Source organism: Paraburkholderia terrae (assembly GCF_002902925.1).
Classification (GTDB): domain Bacteria; phylum Pseudomonadota; class Gammaproteobacteria; order Burkholderiales; family Burkholderiaceae; genus Paraburkholderia; species Paraburkholderia terrae.
Genome location: NZ_CP026112.1, coordinates 1,949,300 through 1,965,930 on the forward strand (window position 1 = coordinate 1,949,300; position 16,631 = coordinate 1,965,930).

The 16,631-nt window shown below is 63.9% G+C and carries 19 protein-coding genes; 10 read left to right on the forward strand and 9 right to left on the reverse strand.

Features of this window, described 5'->3' with window-relative positions; translation table 11 throughout:
* Positions 1-81 precede the first annotated feature (81 nt).
* Both C2L65_RS24885 and C2L65_RS24890 read left to right on the forward strand, forming a co-directional pair.
* A complete protein-coding gene (locus C2L65_RS24885; protein ID WP_042317034.1) occupies positions 82-1,218 on the forward strand; it encodes a VIT1/CCC1 transporter family protein in 1,137 nt (378 codons plus the stop codon).
* Between the two features lie 5 nt (positions 1,219-1,223).
* Entirely contained in the window at positions 1,224-1,598 is a 375-nt protein-coding gene (locus tag C2L65_RS24890; protein ID WP_042317038.1) for a 2Fe-2S iron-sulfur cluster-binding protein, read from the forward strand.
* 10 nt (positions 1,599-1,608) lie between these two features.
* Here the strand turns inward: C2L65_RS24890 and C2L65_RS24895 are convergent, their stop codons facing one another.
* The 3 genes from C2L65_RS24895 to C2L65_RS24905 all read right to left on the reverse strand — a co-directional run bounded on the left by C2L65_RS24895 (position 1,609) and on the right by C2L65_RS24905 (position 3,568).
* Positions 1,609-1,806, reverse strand: a complete 198-nt coding sequence (locus tag C2L65_RS24895; RefSeq protein ID WP_007745778.1) for a DUF1653 domain-containing protein — start codon at positions 1,804-1,806, stop codon at positions 1,609-1,611.
* 62 nt (positions 1,807-1,868) lie between these two features.
* Positions 1,869-2,513 carry a helix-turn-helix transcriptional regulator gene (locus C2L65_RS24900; protein WP_042317040.1) on the reverse strand — a complete coding sequence of 215 codons (645 nt, stop codon included), beginning with the start codon at positions 2,511-2,513 and terminating at the stop codon, positions 1,869-1,871.
* 89 nt (positions 2,514-2,602) lie between these two features.
* Entirely contained in the window at positions 2,603-3,568 is a 966-nt protein-coding gene (locus tag C2L65_RS24905) for an ornithine cyclodeaminase family protein (protein ID WP_103254599.1), read from the reverse strand.
* A gap of 335 nt (positions 3,569-3,903) precedes the next feature.
* On the opposite strand from C2L65_RS24905, the gene C2L65_RS24910 reads away from it, so the two are divergent.
* The 3 genes from C2L65_RS24910 to C2L65_RS24920 all read left to right on the forward strand — a co-directional run bounded on the left by C2L65_RS24910 (position 3,904) and on the right by C2L65_RS24920 (position 7,970).
* Positions 3,904-4,683 (forward strand): ABC transporter substrate-binding protein, encoded by a 780-nt coding sequence (locus C2L65_RS24910; protein ID WP_042317046.1) that lies wholly within the window; start codon positions 3,904-3,906, stop codon positions 4,681-4,683.
* A gap of 119 nt (positions 4,684-4,802) precedes the next feature.
* Complete coding sequence (locus C2L65_RS24915; protein WP_042317048.1) at positions 4,803-6,047, forward strand: NAD(P)/FAD-dependent oxidoreductase; 1,245 nt, start codon at positions 4,803-4,805, stop codon at positions 6,045-6,047.
* Positions 6,048-6,830: 783 nt separating this feature from the next.
* On the forward strand, positions 6,831-7,970 hold the full coding sequence (locus tag C2L65_RS24920; RefSeq protein WP_103254506.1) for an IS481 family transposase: 1,140 nt from the start codon (positions 6,831-6,833) through the stop codon (positions 7,968-7,970).
* Between the two features lie 164 nt (positions 7,971-8,134).
* Here the strand turns inward: C2L65_RS24920 and C2L65_RS24925 are convergent, their stop codons facing one another.
* Positions 8,135-9,682 carry a methyl-accepting chemotaxis protein gene (locus C2L65_RS24925; protein ID WP_042316573.1) on the reverse strand — a complete coding sequence of 516 codons (1,548 nt, stop codon included), beginning with the start codon at positions 9,680-9,682 and terminating at the stop codon, positions 8,135-8,137.
* A gap of 179 nt (positions 9,683-9,861) precedes the next feature.
* Entirely contained in the window at positions 9,862-10,812 is a 951-nt protein-coding gene (locus C2L65_RS24930; RefSeq protein WP_042316576.1) for an AEC family transporter, read from the reverse strand.
* Between the two features lie 107 nt (positions 10,813-10,919).
* Here C2L65_RS24930 and C2L65_RS24935 point away from each other — a divergent pair, with 107 nt between their 5' ends.
* Positions 10,920-11,870: a LysR family transcriptional regulator gene (locus C2L65_RS24935; protein WP_042316579.1), complete on the forward strand. Its 951-nt coding sequence runs from the start codon at positions 10,920-10,922 to the stop codon at positions 11,868-11,870.
* On the opposite strand, the gene C2L65_RS24940 is transcribed toward C2L65_RS24935, so the two are convergent.
* The gene (locus C2L65_RS24940) at positions 11,861-12,631 is read right to left on the reverse strand and encodes a CbtA family protein (RefSeq protein ID WP_042316580.1); all 771 of its coding nucleotides are present in this window, start codon (positions 12,629-12,631) and stop codon (positions 11,861-11,863) included. The two genes, C2L65_RS24935 and C2L65_RS24940, sit on opposite strands and share 10 nt — an antisense overlap.
* Before the next feature lie 21 nt (positions 12,632-12,652).
* Complete coding sequence (locus tag C2L65_RS24945) at positions 12,653-12,877, reverse strand: CbtB domain-containing protein (protein WP_042316598.1); 225 nt, start codon at positions 12,875-12,877, stop codon at positions 12,653-12,655.
* Positions 12,878-13,111: 234 nt separating this feature from the next.
* Between C2L65_RS24945 and C2L65_RS24950 the strand changes: the two genes are divergently transcribed.
* A complete protein-coding gene (locus tag C2L65_RS24950; protein ID WP_103254576.1) occupies positions 13,112-13,675 on the forward strand; it encodes a histidine phosphatase family protein in 564 nt (187 codons plus the stop codon).
* 28 nt (positions 13,676-13,703) lie between these two features.
* Here the strand turns inward: C2L65_RS24950 and C2L65_RS24955 are convergent, their stop codons facing one another.
* Entirely contained in the window at positions 13,704-14,123 is a 420-nt protein-coding gene (locus C2L65_RS24955) for a hypothetical protein (RefSeq protein ID WP_042316583.1), read from the reverse strand.
* Positions 14,124-14,313: 190 nt separating this feature from the next.
* Here C2L65_RS24955 and C2L65_RS24960 point away from each other — a divergent pair, with 190 nt between their 5' ends.
* The 3 genes from C2L65_RS24960 to infA all read left to right on the forward strand — a co-directional run bounded on the left by C2L65_RS24960 (position 14,314) and on the right by infA (position 15,710).
* Complete coding sequence (locus C2L65_RS24960) at positions 14,314-14,532, forward strand: hypothetical protein (RefSeq protein WP_007743363.1); 219 nt, start codon at positions 14,314-14,316, stop codon at positions 14,530-14,532.
* A 497-nt stretch (positions 14,533-15,029) separates the two neighbouring features.
* Complete coding sequence (locus C2L65_RS24965) at positions 15,030-15,317, forward strand: hypothetical protein (RefSeq protein ID WP_042316585.1); 288 nt, start codon at positions 15,030-15,032, stop codon at positions 15,315-15,317.
* A 129-nt stretch (positions 15,318-15,446) separates the two neighbouring features.
* Positions 15,447-15,710 carry a translation initiation factor IF-1 gene (infA, locus tag C2L65_RS24970; protein ID WP_007743365.1) on the forward strand — a complete coding sequence of 88 codons (264 nt, stop codon included), beginning with the start codon at positions 15,447-15,449 and terminating at the stop codon, positions 15,708-15,710.
* 123 nt (positions 15,711-15,833) lie between these two features.
* Here the strand turns inward: infA and C2L65_RS24975 are convergent, their stop codons facing one another.
* The gene (locus C2L65_RS24975; protein WP_042316589.1) at positions 15,834-16,541 is read right to left on the reverse strand and encodes a GntR family transcriptional regulator; all 708 of its coding nucleotides are present in this window, start codon (positions 16,539-16,541) and stop codon (positions 15,834-15,836) included.
* Between the last annotated feature and the right edge of the window lie 90 nt (positions 16,542-16,631).

Here is a 16,631-nt window from a genome sequence, read left to right on the forward strand (position 1 = left end):
CCCGCAGCGCGCCGACCCGCGCTGCGTTAAGCTTCGTCCTGACCCCACCAATACCGACCGACTCCGGTCGCGCATCGACGGATGGCCACCCGGCACGAACTCAAACGCTATCGCACGAATCTCGCCGATGAACTCGACAGCGCCGCGCTGTACGAAACGCTGTCGCGCGTCGAAAAAGATCCGCAGCGCCGCACGCTGTTCACGCAACTCGCGAGCGCGGAGCGCGTGCATGCGAACCTCTGGGCGGACAAGCTGCACGCTAACGGCGCGCGCGTGCCGCCGCACCGCCACAGCGTCAAGACGCATCTGATGCGCGGCCTGATTCATACGTTCGGGCCGAAATTCGTGCTGCCGTCGCTCGCCGCCGCCGAGTATGCGGACCGCGACAAGTACGCGAACCAGCCCGACGCCGCGCAGCTATCGAAGGACGAGCAGCATCACGCCGCCGTGATGCAACAGATGGTCGCCGACGTTAAAGCTCAGAAAGCACCGCCGTCGAAAGGCGCGCAGATCGCGGCCGCCGAGTCGTGGCACAGGAACGTGACGTCGGGCAACGACCTGCGCGCCGCCGTGCTCGGCGCGAACGACGGTCTGGTGTCGAACTTCTGTCTGATCATGGGCGTCGCGGGCGCGGGCACGGGCAACAAGGCAATCCTGCTGACGGGGCTGGCCGGGCTGATCGCTGGCGCGTGCTCGATGGCGCTCGGCGAGTGGCTGTCGGTGACGAATGCGCGCGAACTCGCGCGCACGCAGATCGCGAAAGAGGCCGACGAAATCGAGCACACGCCCGAAGCCGAGCAGCACGAACTGGCGCTGATCTACCAGTCGAAGGGAATCGACGCCGACGAAGCGAAACGCGTCGCCGCGCAGATCATGCGTGACAAGCAGAAAGCACTCGACACGCTGACGCGCGAAGAACTCGGCCTCGATCCGGCGGAACTGGGCGGCAATCCGTGGACGGCAGCGGGCGTGTCGTTCTGTCTGTTCTCGCTGGGCGCGATTTTTCCGGCGATGCCCTTTCTTTGGACGCACGGCACAGCGGCAATCGCGCAGTGCGTCGCGTTGAGCGCATTCGGCCTCGCCGCGGTCGGCGTTTTCACCTCGCTCTTCAACGGACGCGGCGCCGTGTTCTCGGCCTTCCGTCAGATCGTGATCGGGTTGATCGCGGCCGCCTTCACGTTCGGCGTCGGGCGGCTTCTCGGCGTATCCATTTCGTGAGCGCGATGTCCAGCGAAGAACCGTCCCGCAGCGCGCCGCTGCATGAATCGAATGAAGAGCGGACCTTCACGGTGCGTGTCGAGCCGCTCGGCCGCACGTTCGATGCACCCGAATCGCTCACCGTTCTCGAAGCCGCGGGTTTCGCGAATCTGCATCTGCCGCGCATGTGCCGCAACGGCACCTGCCGGACATGCCTGTGCAAGCTGGAATCAGGCAGCGTGCGGTACACGGTCGAATGGCCGGGCGTCAGCGCCGAAGAAAAGACGCAGGGCTATATCCTGCCGTGCGTGGCCGTCGCCCAGAGCGATCTCGTGCTCGACGCGCCCGACGCCACCGACATTCCATCCGCGCCCACTACGCCGCCCATCAGGCGCTTCTAGTCGATCGGCGCTAGTTGATGGGTGCAAAACGCGGCACGGTCTGCCCTTCGTGCTCGATCATCTCGAAGAATACCGATGCCGGCCGCGTCCAGATGGTGCCGTTGTCGGCCCGATAGACGATCATCGTGACGCTCGGGTCCGATTCGAGCGTCGCCTCGCAGATGAACTCGTAAATGCCGCCCTTGTAGTGTCGATAACGTACGGTCACAGTCGTTTCCTCACAGATGCATGATTGGACAAAGAAGCGCGAGCGGCACGCAGCCGCATGCGTCAGCTCGCGCCCTCTTTCATCTGCTTCAGGTGCTTATAGACTGTTGCACGCCCCATGCCAAGCACGTTCGCGACATAGTTCGCCGAGCTCTTGCCGCGAAACGCGCCTTCCGCGTAGAGCGCTTCGACCAGTTCGCGCCGGTGCTCGCGCGTGAGTCCGTTGAGACCGATCTGCCGCTCGCGCAGCCACCCATGCAGGAACGTGTTGATGCGCTCCTGCCAGTCGTCGCGGAACAGCTCTTCCGGCTGCGCGACGACGCCCGCGCCCTTGATGAACAGATCCAGCGTCGAGCGCACGTCGTCGAACACGGCGATGTTGAAATTGATGCACAGCATGCCCGCCGGCTGGCCGTTGTCGTCGAACAGCACGTTGCTGACGCAGCGCATCCGGCGGCCGTCCCAGTTGAGCTTCTCGTACGGGCCGATCACGCGCTCGCGCGCCGAATGCTCGGTTTCCTCGAGCGCGGAATCGTCGCCGATTTCCCGCTTCGACAGATTGTTCGCGAGATACAGCACGGTCTGATCATGCAGATCGTGGATCACGACTTCCGCGTACGGGAAGAACAGTGCGGCGATGCCGTCCGCGATGGGCGCATAGCGGGTCAGCAGCAGATCCTTGACGGGGGACGTATTCTTCTTGCGCATCGGCGGGCAGGGGCAGTCTTCGCGGGGTATTCATGATGCCGCTGCGGTTGTTACGCTCGACCCGCAGCGGCGGCTGATCGCCATTGTAGCTATTGTGCCTGGTCTCCACGATCCGTCAGGTGGCGGTAAAGCTCACTGGCGATCGCGACGTCTTCGAGGCCGAGGCCGATCGAGCGGAAGAACGCGTGCCGCGCGTACGCGGGCTTCTCGCACGTACCCGCCAGCAGCGACGGCAGATCACCCTTCACTTTCTGCGGCGACCAGCCGTGCTGCGCCGCGAGCCTCATCTCGCCGGCGCTCGCGGGCGTCGTCGCGCGATAGTCGCAGTAGACGTCCATCTCCGGCAGCCAGGCCGGATCGATTTCGTGCGCGTTTACGGCATTCGTGCTGATCGACGTGATGAGCGCGGGCTTCGTCAGCGCGTCGCGCGGCAGCACGGGCGTGCCCGACGACGTACACAGCATCACCACGTCCGCATCCTTCACGCACGCTTCGATACTCGCGCTGGCTTCGGCGCGCGCATCGGCGGCCTGGACGGCGGCGCGCTTCGCGTCGGTGGCGGCGAGATCGGGCGAATACACGCGAATCGATTCCCACGCGCGCAGCGGCGCGACATGCCGCAGATGCGCGAGGCCGACCGCGCCTGCGCCGATGATCGCAAGCCGCTTCGCATCGGTGCGCGCAAGCTGGTCGACGGCGAGCGCCGTGGTGCCCGCCGTGCGCTCGGTGGTGAGGAGACCCGCGTCGCACCACATCAGCGGCTGGCCCGTTTCCATCGACATCAGCGCGGTCCAGGCCGTGATCACCGGCTTGCCACCCGTCACGATATACGGCGACAGCTTCGCGCCGAACACCTTCGCGTCGGCGTGTACGCCAAGATAGGTAATGAAGTCGCCGGCGCCGTTCGGGAACAGCGTCAGCGTTTGCGGCGGTTGTACCGCCTCGGCGGAAGCGAGCGCGCGAAACATCGCGGTCAGCGCGCGGCGCACGTCGAGCGCGGGCAGCGCGGCACGGACGGCCTGTTCGTCAACGGCGAGTGGCAAGGCGGTCATCATCGAAATCATCTCCTCAGGCGACGCGTGATGCGTCAATTGCAATTCCTTTCCGATCGACGATCCGACCGAAACGTAGACTTATAGTCTACTTGAGACTTTGTCAATTTGGACAGAAAAGTCTCGTTTTGGACGTGTGCAGCGTGCGCAAGGTGACCGGTATAGATAGACTTTTCGCGGCTCTCACCCTTTCTGCGCAAGGCTCCGGAACAAACAGAACGGTATTTTTGATCACTGGACTATCGTATTCCCTATAGTCCATACTGGACTTTCAGTCTATATTTCAACTGCGCCGCCGCTAGTCGCGTGTGGTCCGATCATCAACGACAGGAACCGTCATGAACCTGAAGCTCTCCTTCGCCGCCGCCGTCCTTGCCGTGACGGCGGGCGCCGCCTGTGCGCAATCGTCCGACACGTTGCGCTTCGGCATCGAAGCCGCCTACCCTCCGTTCGAAAGCAAGACCGCGTCGGGCCAGCTCGAAGGCTTCGACGTGGACGTCGGCAACGCGGTCTGCGCGAAGATGAAGGTGAAATGCGTGTGGGTCGAGAACGCATTCGACGGGCTGATTCCTGCGTTGCAGGCGCGCAAGTTCGACGTGATCAACTCGGCGATGAACATCACGTCCAAGCGCAAGGAAAGCATCGCGTTTACGCCGCCCATTTACGTCGTGCCCATCGTGATGATCGCGAAGCGCGGTTCCAGTCTGCTGCCGGACGTGAAGAGCCTGCAAGGCAAGCACGTCGGCGTGCTGCAAGGCTCGTCGCAGGAAGACTTCCTGAAGAAGCACTGGGCGAATGCGGGCGTGCAGATCGTGTCGTATCAGGATCAGGATCAGGTGTACGCGGACCTCGCCGCGGGACGTCTGGACGCCGCCGTGCAGGAAGCGCAGACGGCGCAAGATGGTTTCCTGAGCAAGCCGGCGGGCGCGGGCTTCGACATGGTCGGCGAGCCGCTGAAAGACCCGTCGACGCTCGGCGAAGGCACGGGCTTCGGTCTGCGCAAGGGCGACAAGGCGCTGCAGGCGAAAGTCGATGCCGCGCTCGCCGAACTGAAGAAGGACGGCACGCTGACGGCGCTGTCGCAGAAGTACTTCAAGCGCGACATCATCGCGAAGTGATACGCTGCTGAGCCGAAGCTGGCCGCACCGAAAGCGGCTCCGTCGACTCGATGCGCGAGCGCGTGGCGACACGCGCTCGTTGCGCTTCTGACGCATTACTCAACATCATTTCAAACGTTATGGATTTCGACGTCATCGTGCTGGGCGCGGGCATCGTCGGCGTGTCGTCGGCGTTGCATCTGCAGGATCGCGGGCGGCGCGTCGCGCTGGTCGACCGGCGCGCACCCGGCGAGGAGACGAGCTTCGGCAACGCGGGGCTGATCGAGCGCTCGTCGCTCGTGCCGTACGGCTTTCCGCGCAAGCTTGGCACACTGCTGCGCTACGCGCGCAACCAGTCGACCGATCTCTACTGGGACTACAAGGCGCTGCCCGCTTACGCAGCGTGGCTCGCGCGCTTCTGGTGGGAATCGTCGCCGCAGCGGCTCGCCACTGCCGCGCGTGACCTGATGCCGTTGATCGGCGCATGTGTCGATGAACACGACAAGCTGATCGCGCGCGCGGGTGTCGGCGAGCTCGTGCATGACGGCGGCTGGATCGAGGCGTTCCGCACGCGCGCCGCGTTCGACAGCGAAGCGAGAGCATCGGAAGACGCGATCCGCGAACATGGACTGCACGTGAGCGTACTCGATGCGGCTGCGCTGCATGTGCAAGAACCGTCGGTGGGCGAAGGCATCTGCGGCGCGATTCACTGGAAGGACCCGAAGAGCGTGCTGAATCCGGGTGCGCTGGTGAAAGGCTATGCGCGGCTGTTCGAAGCGAACGGCGGGACCTTCGTCACTGGCGATGCGGCGACCTTGCGTTCATCGGGCGATGCGTGGACTGTCGAGACGCAACACGGCACGCTCAGCGCGAAAGAAGTCGTGCTCGCGCTCGGGCCGTGGTCCGATACCGTGTTCGAGCCGCTCGGCTATCGCATTCCGCTGCGCGCGAAGCGCGGCTATCACATGCACTATCGGCCGGCGCGGCAGATGCTGTCCGTGCCTATCGTCGATACGGAGCGCGGGTATGTGATCGCGCCGATGGAAGGCAATCGCCTGCGGCTGACGACGGGCGTCGAGATTGCGGAGCGCGGCGCGCCGCCGACGGGCATTCAGCTCGAACGCGTAGAGCCGCTTGCGCGTGTGACGTTTGGGTTGGGCGAGCGCGTTGATGACAAGCCGTGGCTCGGGATGCGGCCTTGCACGCCGGATATGCGGCCTGTGATCGGGCCGGCGCCGCGTCATCGTGGGTTGTGGTTCGCGTTTGGGCATAACCATCATGGGCTGACGCTTGGGCCTGTTACCGGGCGGCTGCTCGCTGAGATGATGACTGGGGAGACGCCGTTTGCCGATCCGAAGCCGTTTCGGGTGGAACGGTTTGGGTGAGGGGCGGTTCGGTTTTGGTGTTTCGGCTTTTGCGTCGGTATCCGCGTTGTGGTTTTTTGCTGGCATCCGCGATTTGCCTTCGTGGCGCGGGCGGTTTGGTTTTTATGGGTTTTTGCTGGCATCCGCGATTTGTTAGCGTGCTTCAAGCGTCGCCCCTGTGCGGGGCGGCACCTACTTTTCTTTGCCGCCGCAAAGAAAAGTAGGCAAAAGAAAGCGGCTAACACCGCCAACATTTCTTCTTGCCTGAGGGCCCCCAACCGGTCTTACGCTTCACACGGCAATCACGTGACCCATGTTCGTTGCCAACGCTCTTGCGCTGCGCCTCACCCGCTTCACGCACCCGCGTTACGGCACACCATTCCAGATATTCCACCGCCGCCCAGGTGGCAAACTGTGTGTAGGCCGTAGTACTGCACACGCCACACTTCGGACCGATAGCGCACGCGTTCCACCCTGTAATAGCGCCACGCTATACGACGCGACAACCTACACACAGTTTGCCACCTGGGCGGCACATACCATTCGCTGCCGCTTGCCTGAGTACGGGTACTCGAAGCGGGTGAGGCGTTCATTTATAGCGTTGGCAACTAACATCAAATCAGCGCGTTGCCCTGTGAAGCGTAAGACCGGTTGGGGGCCCTCAGGCAAACACAAGAACTGGCGGTGTGAGCCGCTTTCTTTTGCCTACTTTTCTTTGCGGCGGTGTATGGACCGGGGACATGGGTAACGGGTGTGCGGGGACATGGGTAACACTCTGGGCGAACCATTCGCCCGGAGCCGCTCATGTCCTGGAACCCGAGAAACACCATGAACCTCCGTCTGGAATTCGTTGAACTCGCCTCGCAGGAAGGCGCCAACCGGCGTGCACTGTGCAGGCGCTTCGGGATCAGTCCCAAGACCGGTTATAAGTGGCTGGCGCGTCACGCGCAGGGTGGCGACGCCGCGCTGGCCGATCGTTCGCGTCGCCCGCAGCAGAGCCCGGGGCGCACGGCATCGCAGCTCGAACAGGACGTCATTGCCCTGCGACAGGCGCATCCGGCCTGGGGTGGGCGCAAGATCGGCCAGCGCCTGCGTGATCAGGGCCATGTCGGGGTGCCCGCGCCCAGCACCATTACTGACATCCTCCACCGTCACGGCCTGATCAGCCCCGAGGCCTCCGATGCCGCCACGCCCTGGCAGCGTTTCGAGCACGCGCAGCCCAACGATCTCTGGCAAATGGATTTCAAGGGCTGGTTTGAGTTGCAGGACGGTCGACGCTGCTCGCCGCTGACGGTACTGGACGATCATTCACGCTTTAGTCTTGTGCTCGATGCCTGTGGCAAGACTGATACCCGCATCGTGCTCACTCATTTGCGGCAGACCTTCCGTCGCTACGGTCTGCCGTCGCGCATCAACGCGGACAACGGTTCGCCGTGGGGCAGTCCAAGCCAGCCGGGACAGCTTACCGCGCTGGGAGTCTGGCTTGTTCGTCTGGGCGTGCGACTGTCCCACAGCCGCCCGTTGCATCCGCAAACCAATGGCAAGGACGAACGGTTTCACCGTACCTTGAAGGCGGAAGTCCTCAATGGCCAGCACTTCCGTACCCTGCGCAACGCGCAGAACGCATTCGATGCATGGCGCACCGTCTATAACCATCAGCGTCCGCATCAGGCCTTGGGCATGGCCACGCCAGCTACCCGATATCGCGTCAGTGCGCGGACCTATCCCGAGAAACTGCCGCCTATCGAATACGGCAGCAACGACACGGTTGTGCGCGTGGGATGCAATGGCGAGGTGCGCTTCAGGTCACGACATTTCAAGGTATCAAATGCCCTGCACAACATGCCCATTGCCATGCGGCCACATGCAGGTCTCGAGAACGGCTATGACGTGTATTTCATGCATCACCGACTGACAACCATCAACCTGGATGAGCCAGAATGAACGGACAAGGTGTTACCCATGTCCCCGCACACCCGTTACCCATGTCCCCGGTCCATACACGGCGGCAAAGAAAAGTAGGTGCCGCCCCGCACAGGGGCGACGCTTGAAGCACGCTAACAAATCGCGGATGCCAGCGAAACCACGAGCACACCACATATTAGCCTTCACCCCACCTCTACCCTAAACGCCGCCGTCAACTCACTCAACCGTTTCGCCTCATCCGCCAGCGCGGCCGCCGTCGCCGCGTTCTCCTCGACCAGCGCCGCGTTCTGCTGCGTCACTTCATCCATCTGCGTAACGGCGAGGCTCACCTCCTTGATGCCATCACTTTGCTGCTGCGACGCCGTCGCAATCTCGCCAACAATCTTCGCCACCCGAGAAATCGCGGTCTCGATACCGCGAATGGTATCGCCCGCCCCCGTCGCAATCTGCGCCCCATGCGCGACACGCGCCGTCGAATCCGCGATCAGCAAGCCGATCTCTTTCGCCGCCGCAGCGGACCGTTGCGCGAGACTGCGCACCTCACCCGCGACGACGGCAAAACCGCGCCCTTCCTCGCCCGCGCGCGCCGCCTCGACGGCCGCGTTCAACGCCAGAATATTGGTCTGAAACGCGATCCCTTCGATCGCCGTGATGATGCCCGTCATCTTCGACGAGCCGGCGTCGATCAGATGCATCGTCTCGACGAGGCTGCCGACCGCTTCCCGCCCGTGCGCCGTCATCGATGATGCGTCCTCAGCCAGCTTGCTCGCGTGCTGCGCGTTCTCGGCGTTCAGTTGCACGGTCGACGTCAACTCGTCCATCGCCGCAGCCGTCTGTTCGAGCGACGCGGCCTGCTCCTCCGTGCGCTGCGACAGATCGAGATTGCCCGCCGCGATCTGCTGCGTCGCGGCCGCGATCGAATCGGAACCCTTGCGCACCGTCGTGATCGTCGCGCCGAGTTTGTCCTGCATCGTCGCGAGGCCGTGCAGCAGCGTCCCCATTTCGTCCTCGGAACGGATCTCGACACGCGTGCGCAATTCGCCCGATGCGATCGCGTCGAACTGGCCAAGCGCGTCGCGCATCGGCGACATGATCGCGCGGCGCAACGCCCGCCAACTGAGGACCGCGACACCCAGCCCGACGCCAATGCTCGCGATGCACGCCGTCAGCAGCGTCCGGAACGTCGCGGAAGAATGGTCGGCGTCGGCCTGCGCGGCATCGTCGAGATACTTTTCTAGCGCGCCCTGGCTCGCGTTCATCGCCGAATACAGGCCGATCAGATGATTCACGCGGCTCTCATCCATCCAGCTCGTGTCGCCGCTGCCGATCGCCTGGATCAACTGGTCGATGCCGTCGCGCAAGACAGCCGTGCGTTTGGCGTCGAGATCGTCGGTGAGGCTTTGCAATTCGGGCGTCTTCGGCAACGCGCGGAATTCGGCCCATGCCTTGTCCGAGTCGCCGAGCAGACGCCTCGCGCGGTTCAGCTGCTCGCCGAGCTGCGGCGAGTGCGGATTGCTCATCGCCCAGTCGAGGCCGAAGCGCGCCCGCGACATCGCCGTCCCCGAGCGTCCCAGCGCCACCACCGACGAGAAATTGACCTCATACCCGTCGCGCTGCGCCTGGTTGCTTTTCGCCATGCCGAAGATGCCGAGCGCGCCCGTCGCGATCAGCAGCACGCCGAGGAACGCGATCGTCGTCGCGATCCGGGCGTTGATGGTCAAGCTTTTCATGTTGTCTGGTCTCTCGCTGTCTGCCTGTTTTTCGCCGATATTTCGGTCGCTTTTGTTCCATATATAAAACACATATCCTTATATGGAACTTTAGACGAGTGTAAGGCGAAAAAAATGAGCAGACCACTGCTCATTCAGCGCGCGTTGCAAGCCCGCGACAACGGATCAACCGGCCGCCGTCACCCCGGCGCGTGGATATAGAACAGCAGCAGCGACAGCGAAACGAGCGACCCGAGCGTCGACAGCAGAATGGTCTGCGACGTGATGTGCGCCTCGCGCTCATAAAACTCCGCAAGCATGTAAGGGCCTGTGCCCGTCGGCAGCGCGGCGAGCAGCACGGCCATGTCGACCATCGGCGCGGGCAGCGCGAACACGCGCGCGGCGATCCACCATGCAAGCGCAGGCTGCGCGATCAGTTTGATGGCCGTCAGCACGAACGACGTGACCGGCTCGGCCGCTTCCTCCGCCGGCGTGCGCTTTTCCGCGAGGAACAGTCCGAGGCTCACCAGCGCGCACGGGCTTGCCGCGCCGCTCAGCAGCTTCAGGAAGGTCTCGACGCTATGCGGCAGCGTGACATCCGCGCTCGCCGCCAGCACACCGAGGATCGGCGATGCGATCAGCGGATTCCTCAGCAGACGCCACACCACTTTCGCGCCGAGCTTGTGCGGCGTGCGCTCGGTCTGCAAGCCGATCTCGATCAGCACGATCGCGAGCGCGAACAGCACACAGGCGACGATGATCGTCGCGATGGTGGTCGGCGTGAGGCTCTCGTTGCCGAATGCGAGCAGCCCGAGCGGAAAGCCGATGTAGCCCGTGTTCGGATACGACGCCGCAATCGCGTCGACGCTTGCATCGGCGAGATGCCTTCCGCTCGCGAGCCGCGCCAGCAGCACGACCACGAACACGCCTGCGCAGGCAATCGAGAACGTCGCGATGAACGCCGGCTGATCGAGTTGATGCCAGGTCGAATGGGCCATCGTGTCGAACAGCAGCGCGGGCAGCGCGAGCCACACGACGAAGCGGTTCAGTTCGGAAGCGGCCGTGGGGCCGAGCAGATTGCGGCGGCGGCAGAAAAAGCCCGCGAAGATCAGCGCGAAGACAGGCAGCAGGATTTCGAGCGTAGACAGCATGAAGTTGCGGCACCGAAGGTAAAGACGACAGAAACGCGCAAGGGTAAGCGTTTACACCTATACAATCCAATGCCGAATCAAACCTGCGACGATACTTTTTTTGCATCATGCTCGACGTCAAGCCGCTTCGCTACTTCGTCACGCTCGCCGAAACGCGCCATTTCGGGCGCGCGGCCGCGCGGCTGAATCTGTCGCAACCACCGCTGAGCCGGCAACTGGCCGCGCTCGAAGCGTCGCTCGGCGTCACGCTGATCGAGCGCAGTCCGCGCAGCGTCGTGCTCACGGCAGCGGGCGAGCGCTTTTATGAGGACGCGAAGGCGATTCTCGCGTCGATCGAGCAGGCGGCGAAAAACGCTCGCGCGGCGGCCATCGGCGACAGCGGCCAGTTGACCATCGGCTTCACGATGTGCGCCGCGTACAGCGTGCTGCCCAGCTATGCCCGCGCGTACGGCGATGCATGGCCCGACGTATCGCTGAACCTGCGCGAAGTCGTATCGAACGATCTGGCGTCGCAGGTTCTGAGTGGTCAGATCGACGCCGCGATCATGTTTCCGGGCGCTCAAAGCAAAGATCTCGATACCCGCGCGATCTTCACCGAGCCGCTGTGCGTTGCGCTGTCGCGCGAGCATCCGCTCGCTCGCGCGCGTCAATTGAAAATCGGGCAGCTCGCGCACGAGCCGTTCGTGATGGCTTCGGAAGCCGTGTCGCCGAGTCTGCGCGCGACCATCGTCGATCATTGCGCGCAAGGCGGTTTCGCGCCCGACGTGCGCTTCGAGGTGCAGTTGCAGCAGACGGTGTTGAGTCTCGTAGACGAAGGCGTCGGGATCGCGCTGGTGCCGGAGTCGATGCGCAAGGCGCAACTGGCGGGCGTCGTGTTCAGACCGCTCGCCGACGCGCCGACGATTTCGCAGATGCTCGTCTGGTCGCCATTGAACCGCAACCCATGTCTGACGCGGTTTCTGGAAATTGCCGGGAAGCGGCGAACTGAACGAAATGAAGAAGAGAACCGCGCGCCTGCGCATTCGAGCGCAGGCGCGGGAAAGCAGCGTTACAGATAAGCCGAGTTGCGCGCCGCTGCAGCCGACGCGCGCGCGATGCGTTCGCTGCGCTCGACCAGCGCGCCGAACAGCAGGCCGATCGTGGCCCACATGATTGCCTGCATGCCGAGCGCCGTGAAGCGGAACTTCCACAGCACGACGGCGGGGAACGCATCGGGCACTTCGTTTACCGTCGGCAGCGCGATCTGGATCGCGCCGATGATCGCGATGAACACGATGCCACCCACGATCGACGCGTTCCACAGCCCGAGCCGCGGTATCAGGTGCTTGCGGACTTTCATCGAGAACACCGCCACGACGAGCGACGTGACGATCATCAGGAAGAACAGCCCGGTGCGCATGCCGATCGTATCCGGATCGCCGACAGAAGGCGGATTCGCCGGGTATTTGATGGTCGGCACCAGCACGACGGCGACATAGGCGCCGACAGCGAGCCACGCCGACAACGCACGCGCGCCGAGCCGGCCGACGCGCCCGTGCAGATACGCGAACGTCAGCGCGAACAGCCCGCCGAACGCCATGCCGTAGGCGACGACACCCGTCAGCAGTCCGAGCCCCGCCTGCGTGCCGCGGCTGACGAGCTCTTCTTCATGATCGTGACCACCGCTCGCGTCGCCGTGATCGTGCGCGGCCTGCATCTTTTCTTCGAACGAGATTGCCGTATCGACGAGCGGCTCGCCTGCGACCCGCGCGAACGCGAACGTGAGCAGACCCGCGACGATGCCTGCGAGCATCCCTCGCATCAATAACTTACCAACCATGGTGATGACTCCCTTACGCGATCAGTGGCAAGGAAAGCCGAGCAGATGACGGCCGTCATGCACGAATTCATGCACGTACATGCCGGGAATCAGCGACGTCGCGCCTTCTTCGGCACCGACGAAATAGAGCGCAAGCAGCATCAGCAGACCGCCGAAGACGATCCACGGCATCAGCTCGCGCAGCGGGATTGGGGTGATAGCGGGTTGATCAGTCTGACCGGCCTGGTCGAGAACAGCGTCGTTCATGACGGACATCTCCTGAGGGTTACGCGCCCCGATAGTCGAATGATAAGAGAGGTCGAAGCTTGGGTCTGGCTTCCGGCTTGTGTACAGCCTGTTGTGTACGCATTTGCTGCCGATTACAGTGGCGCGACCGCGCCGGGCTTGCACCGGCTTCCGCGCTTCGAGTGGCGACTATTCTACGGCTAAACTGCGGAACGCTCTCTTCTTTCTTCCCATTTCCCGGACCCAAGGCCTTCGATGCGCACACGCCTGTTGTTGATCAGCCACCCGGCGACGGCCGCGCAGCGCAAGGGCACGTTCCCCGCCGACGATCCCCTCGATGCGCGCGCGGCCGAAGAAGTGACCGCGTTCCGCGCATCGCATGCCGCCTTGCTGAACGCCGATGCCGCGCTCAGCAGCCCCGCTGCGTGCGCGCTGGAAACGGCGCAGGCACTTGGACTCGTGGCGACGACCGTGCCGGATCTCGCCGATGCCGATTTCGGCCGCTGGCGTGGCCGCCGTTTGCTCGACGTGGCAAACGAAGAAACGGACGCGCTCGACACGTGGACGCGCGATCCGTCATCCGCGCCGCATGGCGGCGAATCGTTCGATGCGCTGACCTTGCGCATCGGCGGATGGCTCGATGCGTTCGAGCATCGCGGCACGGTCATCGCCGTCACCCATGCGGGCGTGATCCGCGCGGCGCTCATGCATGTGCTGCAAGCGCCGTCCGCGACATTCGCGCGCATCGAGGTTCCGCCCCTTTCCGTCGTCGAGCTGCAACGTAGCGAGCGCGGCTGGGCGTGGTGGCCCGCCGCCTGACCGTCAAACCTGAGACGCCCACGCGCGCTCACAGCGTCGGACACGACAACACCTGCTGCGGATTGAGCGTCGTGCCCGGCATGCCATCGGTGGCGGGCGTGCCCTGCGCCGGCGTCGCGATCAGGCGCACGGCATCCGTTCCCGCGTTCGCGAGCACGTAGCGCTCGGGGCGGCCTTGCGGCTGCCAGTACGCGCGATAGATGCCGCCGTCCTTCAACACATACAGCGTGCCGTGTACCGTCTTGCCGCCCGCGATGAGATCGACGGGCTCGCCGTCGCGCAACGCGAAGCCGCTCGCGGCCGACACGCTCGATGACCCCGACGCTCCCGACGCGCCAGCCCCGCCACCCGCGGCCGCCAGCACGCCGCAGGACGCATCGCCCGTTGCCGCGATCGCCAGTTGCGCGACGGTCCATAGCGCGAGCGGCGCGATTGTTCTGAGTGTCATGGTGAACCTCGTGTCGTCTGGAATCGTCTGGAATGGCGGGCCTCATGGAGCCTTATGCGCGTTGCAAAGCGCATACCCAGCACGGCCCGCTGAGGTGAAGCGACGTGAATTTTGACCGCGTGGCACCGGGTTTTTTGATGTGCGATAAGAGTCAGGTCTTTCACCAGCGTTCACTGAAAAGAGGCAACCGATGGCTACGCTCGAAGCGTTTCGTACCGTGCTCGACGATGCACGCACGCCCGAGATCATCCGCAATCACATCATCGATTCGCTGCAGTACGCGCTGCGCAACCACGGCCAGGTTTTCACGTCGAAGGAAGTCGAATGGCTCGCGAAGTGGGACGACGCGCGCATACCGCTCGCCGCCAGCCGGGAGCTGCAAAAACGCCTGACGCAGACGACGGACTGAGCGCGAGCAGCGGCCATGCACGGGCGCCGCGCGCCAGACGAGCATGCTCCACGAAAGCGGTGGAGGGAAAGTTTCTGCTACCCAAAGCCCTGTTTTTAGGGCATAATATATTTAACGCAGCGCTCTGCCCGCACCACCCGTCAACTTCTTCACCGTAACGCGTCAACGTCTTCGCCGCGTTGCATTGCATCCCAGCCGTCCCGTTATCGCGCAACATCATGCAGCGGCAACCCGGCGGTCTTCGTCACTCCGGCCACGCGCTGCACGCCTGAACCCGACGGGGTGACATTCGCTACGTTCGTTGCCCGCGCGGCATCAGCGTATTTTTCTCCATCCGTTCCGCGTTGATCGCGGTTGCGTTCGAGCCAGCGCATACGGCTCGCGCGAGACTTTTTCCATTGCGGCGCGCCCGATGGCGCTGCGCCGCCCGCTGCCTATTCGCCGCGCCTGCCCGTTGCAGTGACGCGCGCCGGCAGCCGCATCACAGGACTTTGTATATGACGACTCAAGGCACCAAGACCTACAAGGGCTACGAAATTCATCCGCTGATCTATCCGCGCCGCACGGCGAACGGCGTGGCGCACCGCAATTCGATCGACAGCGGCTACGACGCGTCGGTACGCATCTGCCGCGTCGGCGCGAACGCCGCCGCCGATGGCCGCGTGTTCCGCCTGTCGTATTTCCGGCCGTTCGAAGGCGCGGGCAAGGCACGCATGGCCTGCATGGAGCATGCAGCACAAGTGATCGACGGCCGGATTGACGGACAGACCGTCTCCGATCTCTGATCACACGCGCGCCGCAAAAGGCGCGTATTACTGTCTCACCGCATCGCCGCGGCAGCCTTCGCGCTGCCGCGCAAAAGTTACGCTGCGCGCCACGCGCGGCACCCTTCCCTCATCGACCAGGAGTAATGCATGGCGAAAGAAGAACTGCTTGAACTGGACGGCATCGTCGACGAAGTACTACCCGATAGCCGCTATCGCGTCACGCTGGATAACGGCGTGGTCGTGGGCGCGTACGCGTCGGGACGCATGCGCAAGAATCACATCCGTATCCTCGCGGGCGACCGCGTCACGCTCGAACTGTCGGTCTATGACCTGACCAAAGGGCGCATCAATTTCCGTCACAAGGACGAACGTAGCAGCGGCCCGCGTAGCGCACCAATGCGCCGCCGCTAATGTAGCGGCAATCCACTGAAGCGTCCCGCGCCTGAAACCGGCGCGACGCAATCGTGAATCGACGTACAGGGCAGTCGTCGATCACAGCAAAAGATGCGGCATGTGCAACGCATGCCGATCGATTCATCCGCGAAACACCGCACGCGGATCGTCGCTCGCACTGGTCTGCATGCGCGTCACGACGCGCTCTTCCAGTTCCGCGAGATGCGCGCGCATCGCTTCGAGCGCCGCGCTCAAGTCACCATCATCCAGAGCCTCGATGAGCTGCGCGTGTTCGTCGGCGGAGCATGTCGTGCCTTTCGACGGGTCGTAAAGCGCCTTGTACAGCTCCGTCTTCGCGACCAGTTGCGCGACGAAGCCCTGCAACTCCGCGCTCCCGGCAATCTGCGTCAGCAGCACATGAAAGTGCCCCGCGAGCCGCACCTGCTCATCGACGCGCCCATCCTTCAGCGCCTTTTTCTCGCTGGCGATATGCGCCTTCAGCACACGCCTGTCCTGCGACGTCAGCGCGCCGCATAGCGCGGTCACGATGCCCGCCTCGACGATCTGCCGCGCGCGATAAACCTGCCGCACATCCTCTTCCGATGGCGCCGGCACGAACGCGCCGCGATTCGCTTCCAGCACCAGCTTGCCTTCGAACCCGAGCCGCGCCAACACCTTGCGCAGCGCGCCGCGCGTGCAGTTGAACGCGGCCGCGAGATCGCGCTCGACGAGCTGCGCGCCCGGGCGCAGGCGGCCTTCGAGCAGCGCCGTGGTAATCGACGCGTAGATGCGGTCCTCGACGTTGTCTTCTTCCGAAGCGGGCGGCGGTGTGTTCGGGCGTGTGGCCATGTTTTGCGATTGAGAAGGTTGCGGCGGCGGCCGTATTTTAGCGGCGCGCGGCCTTGTACGCATGAAGCGTCGACAGCATCCTCCAAATAC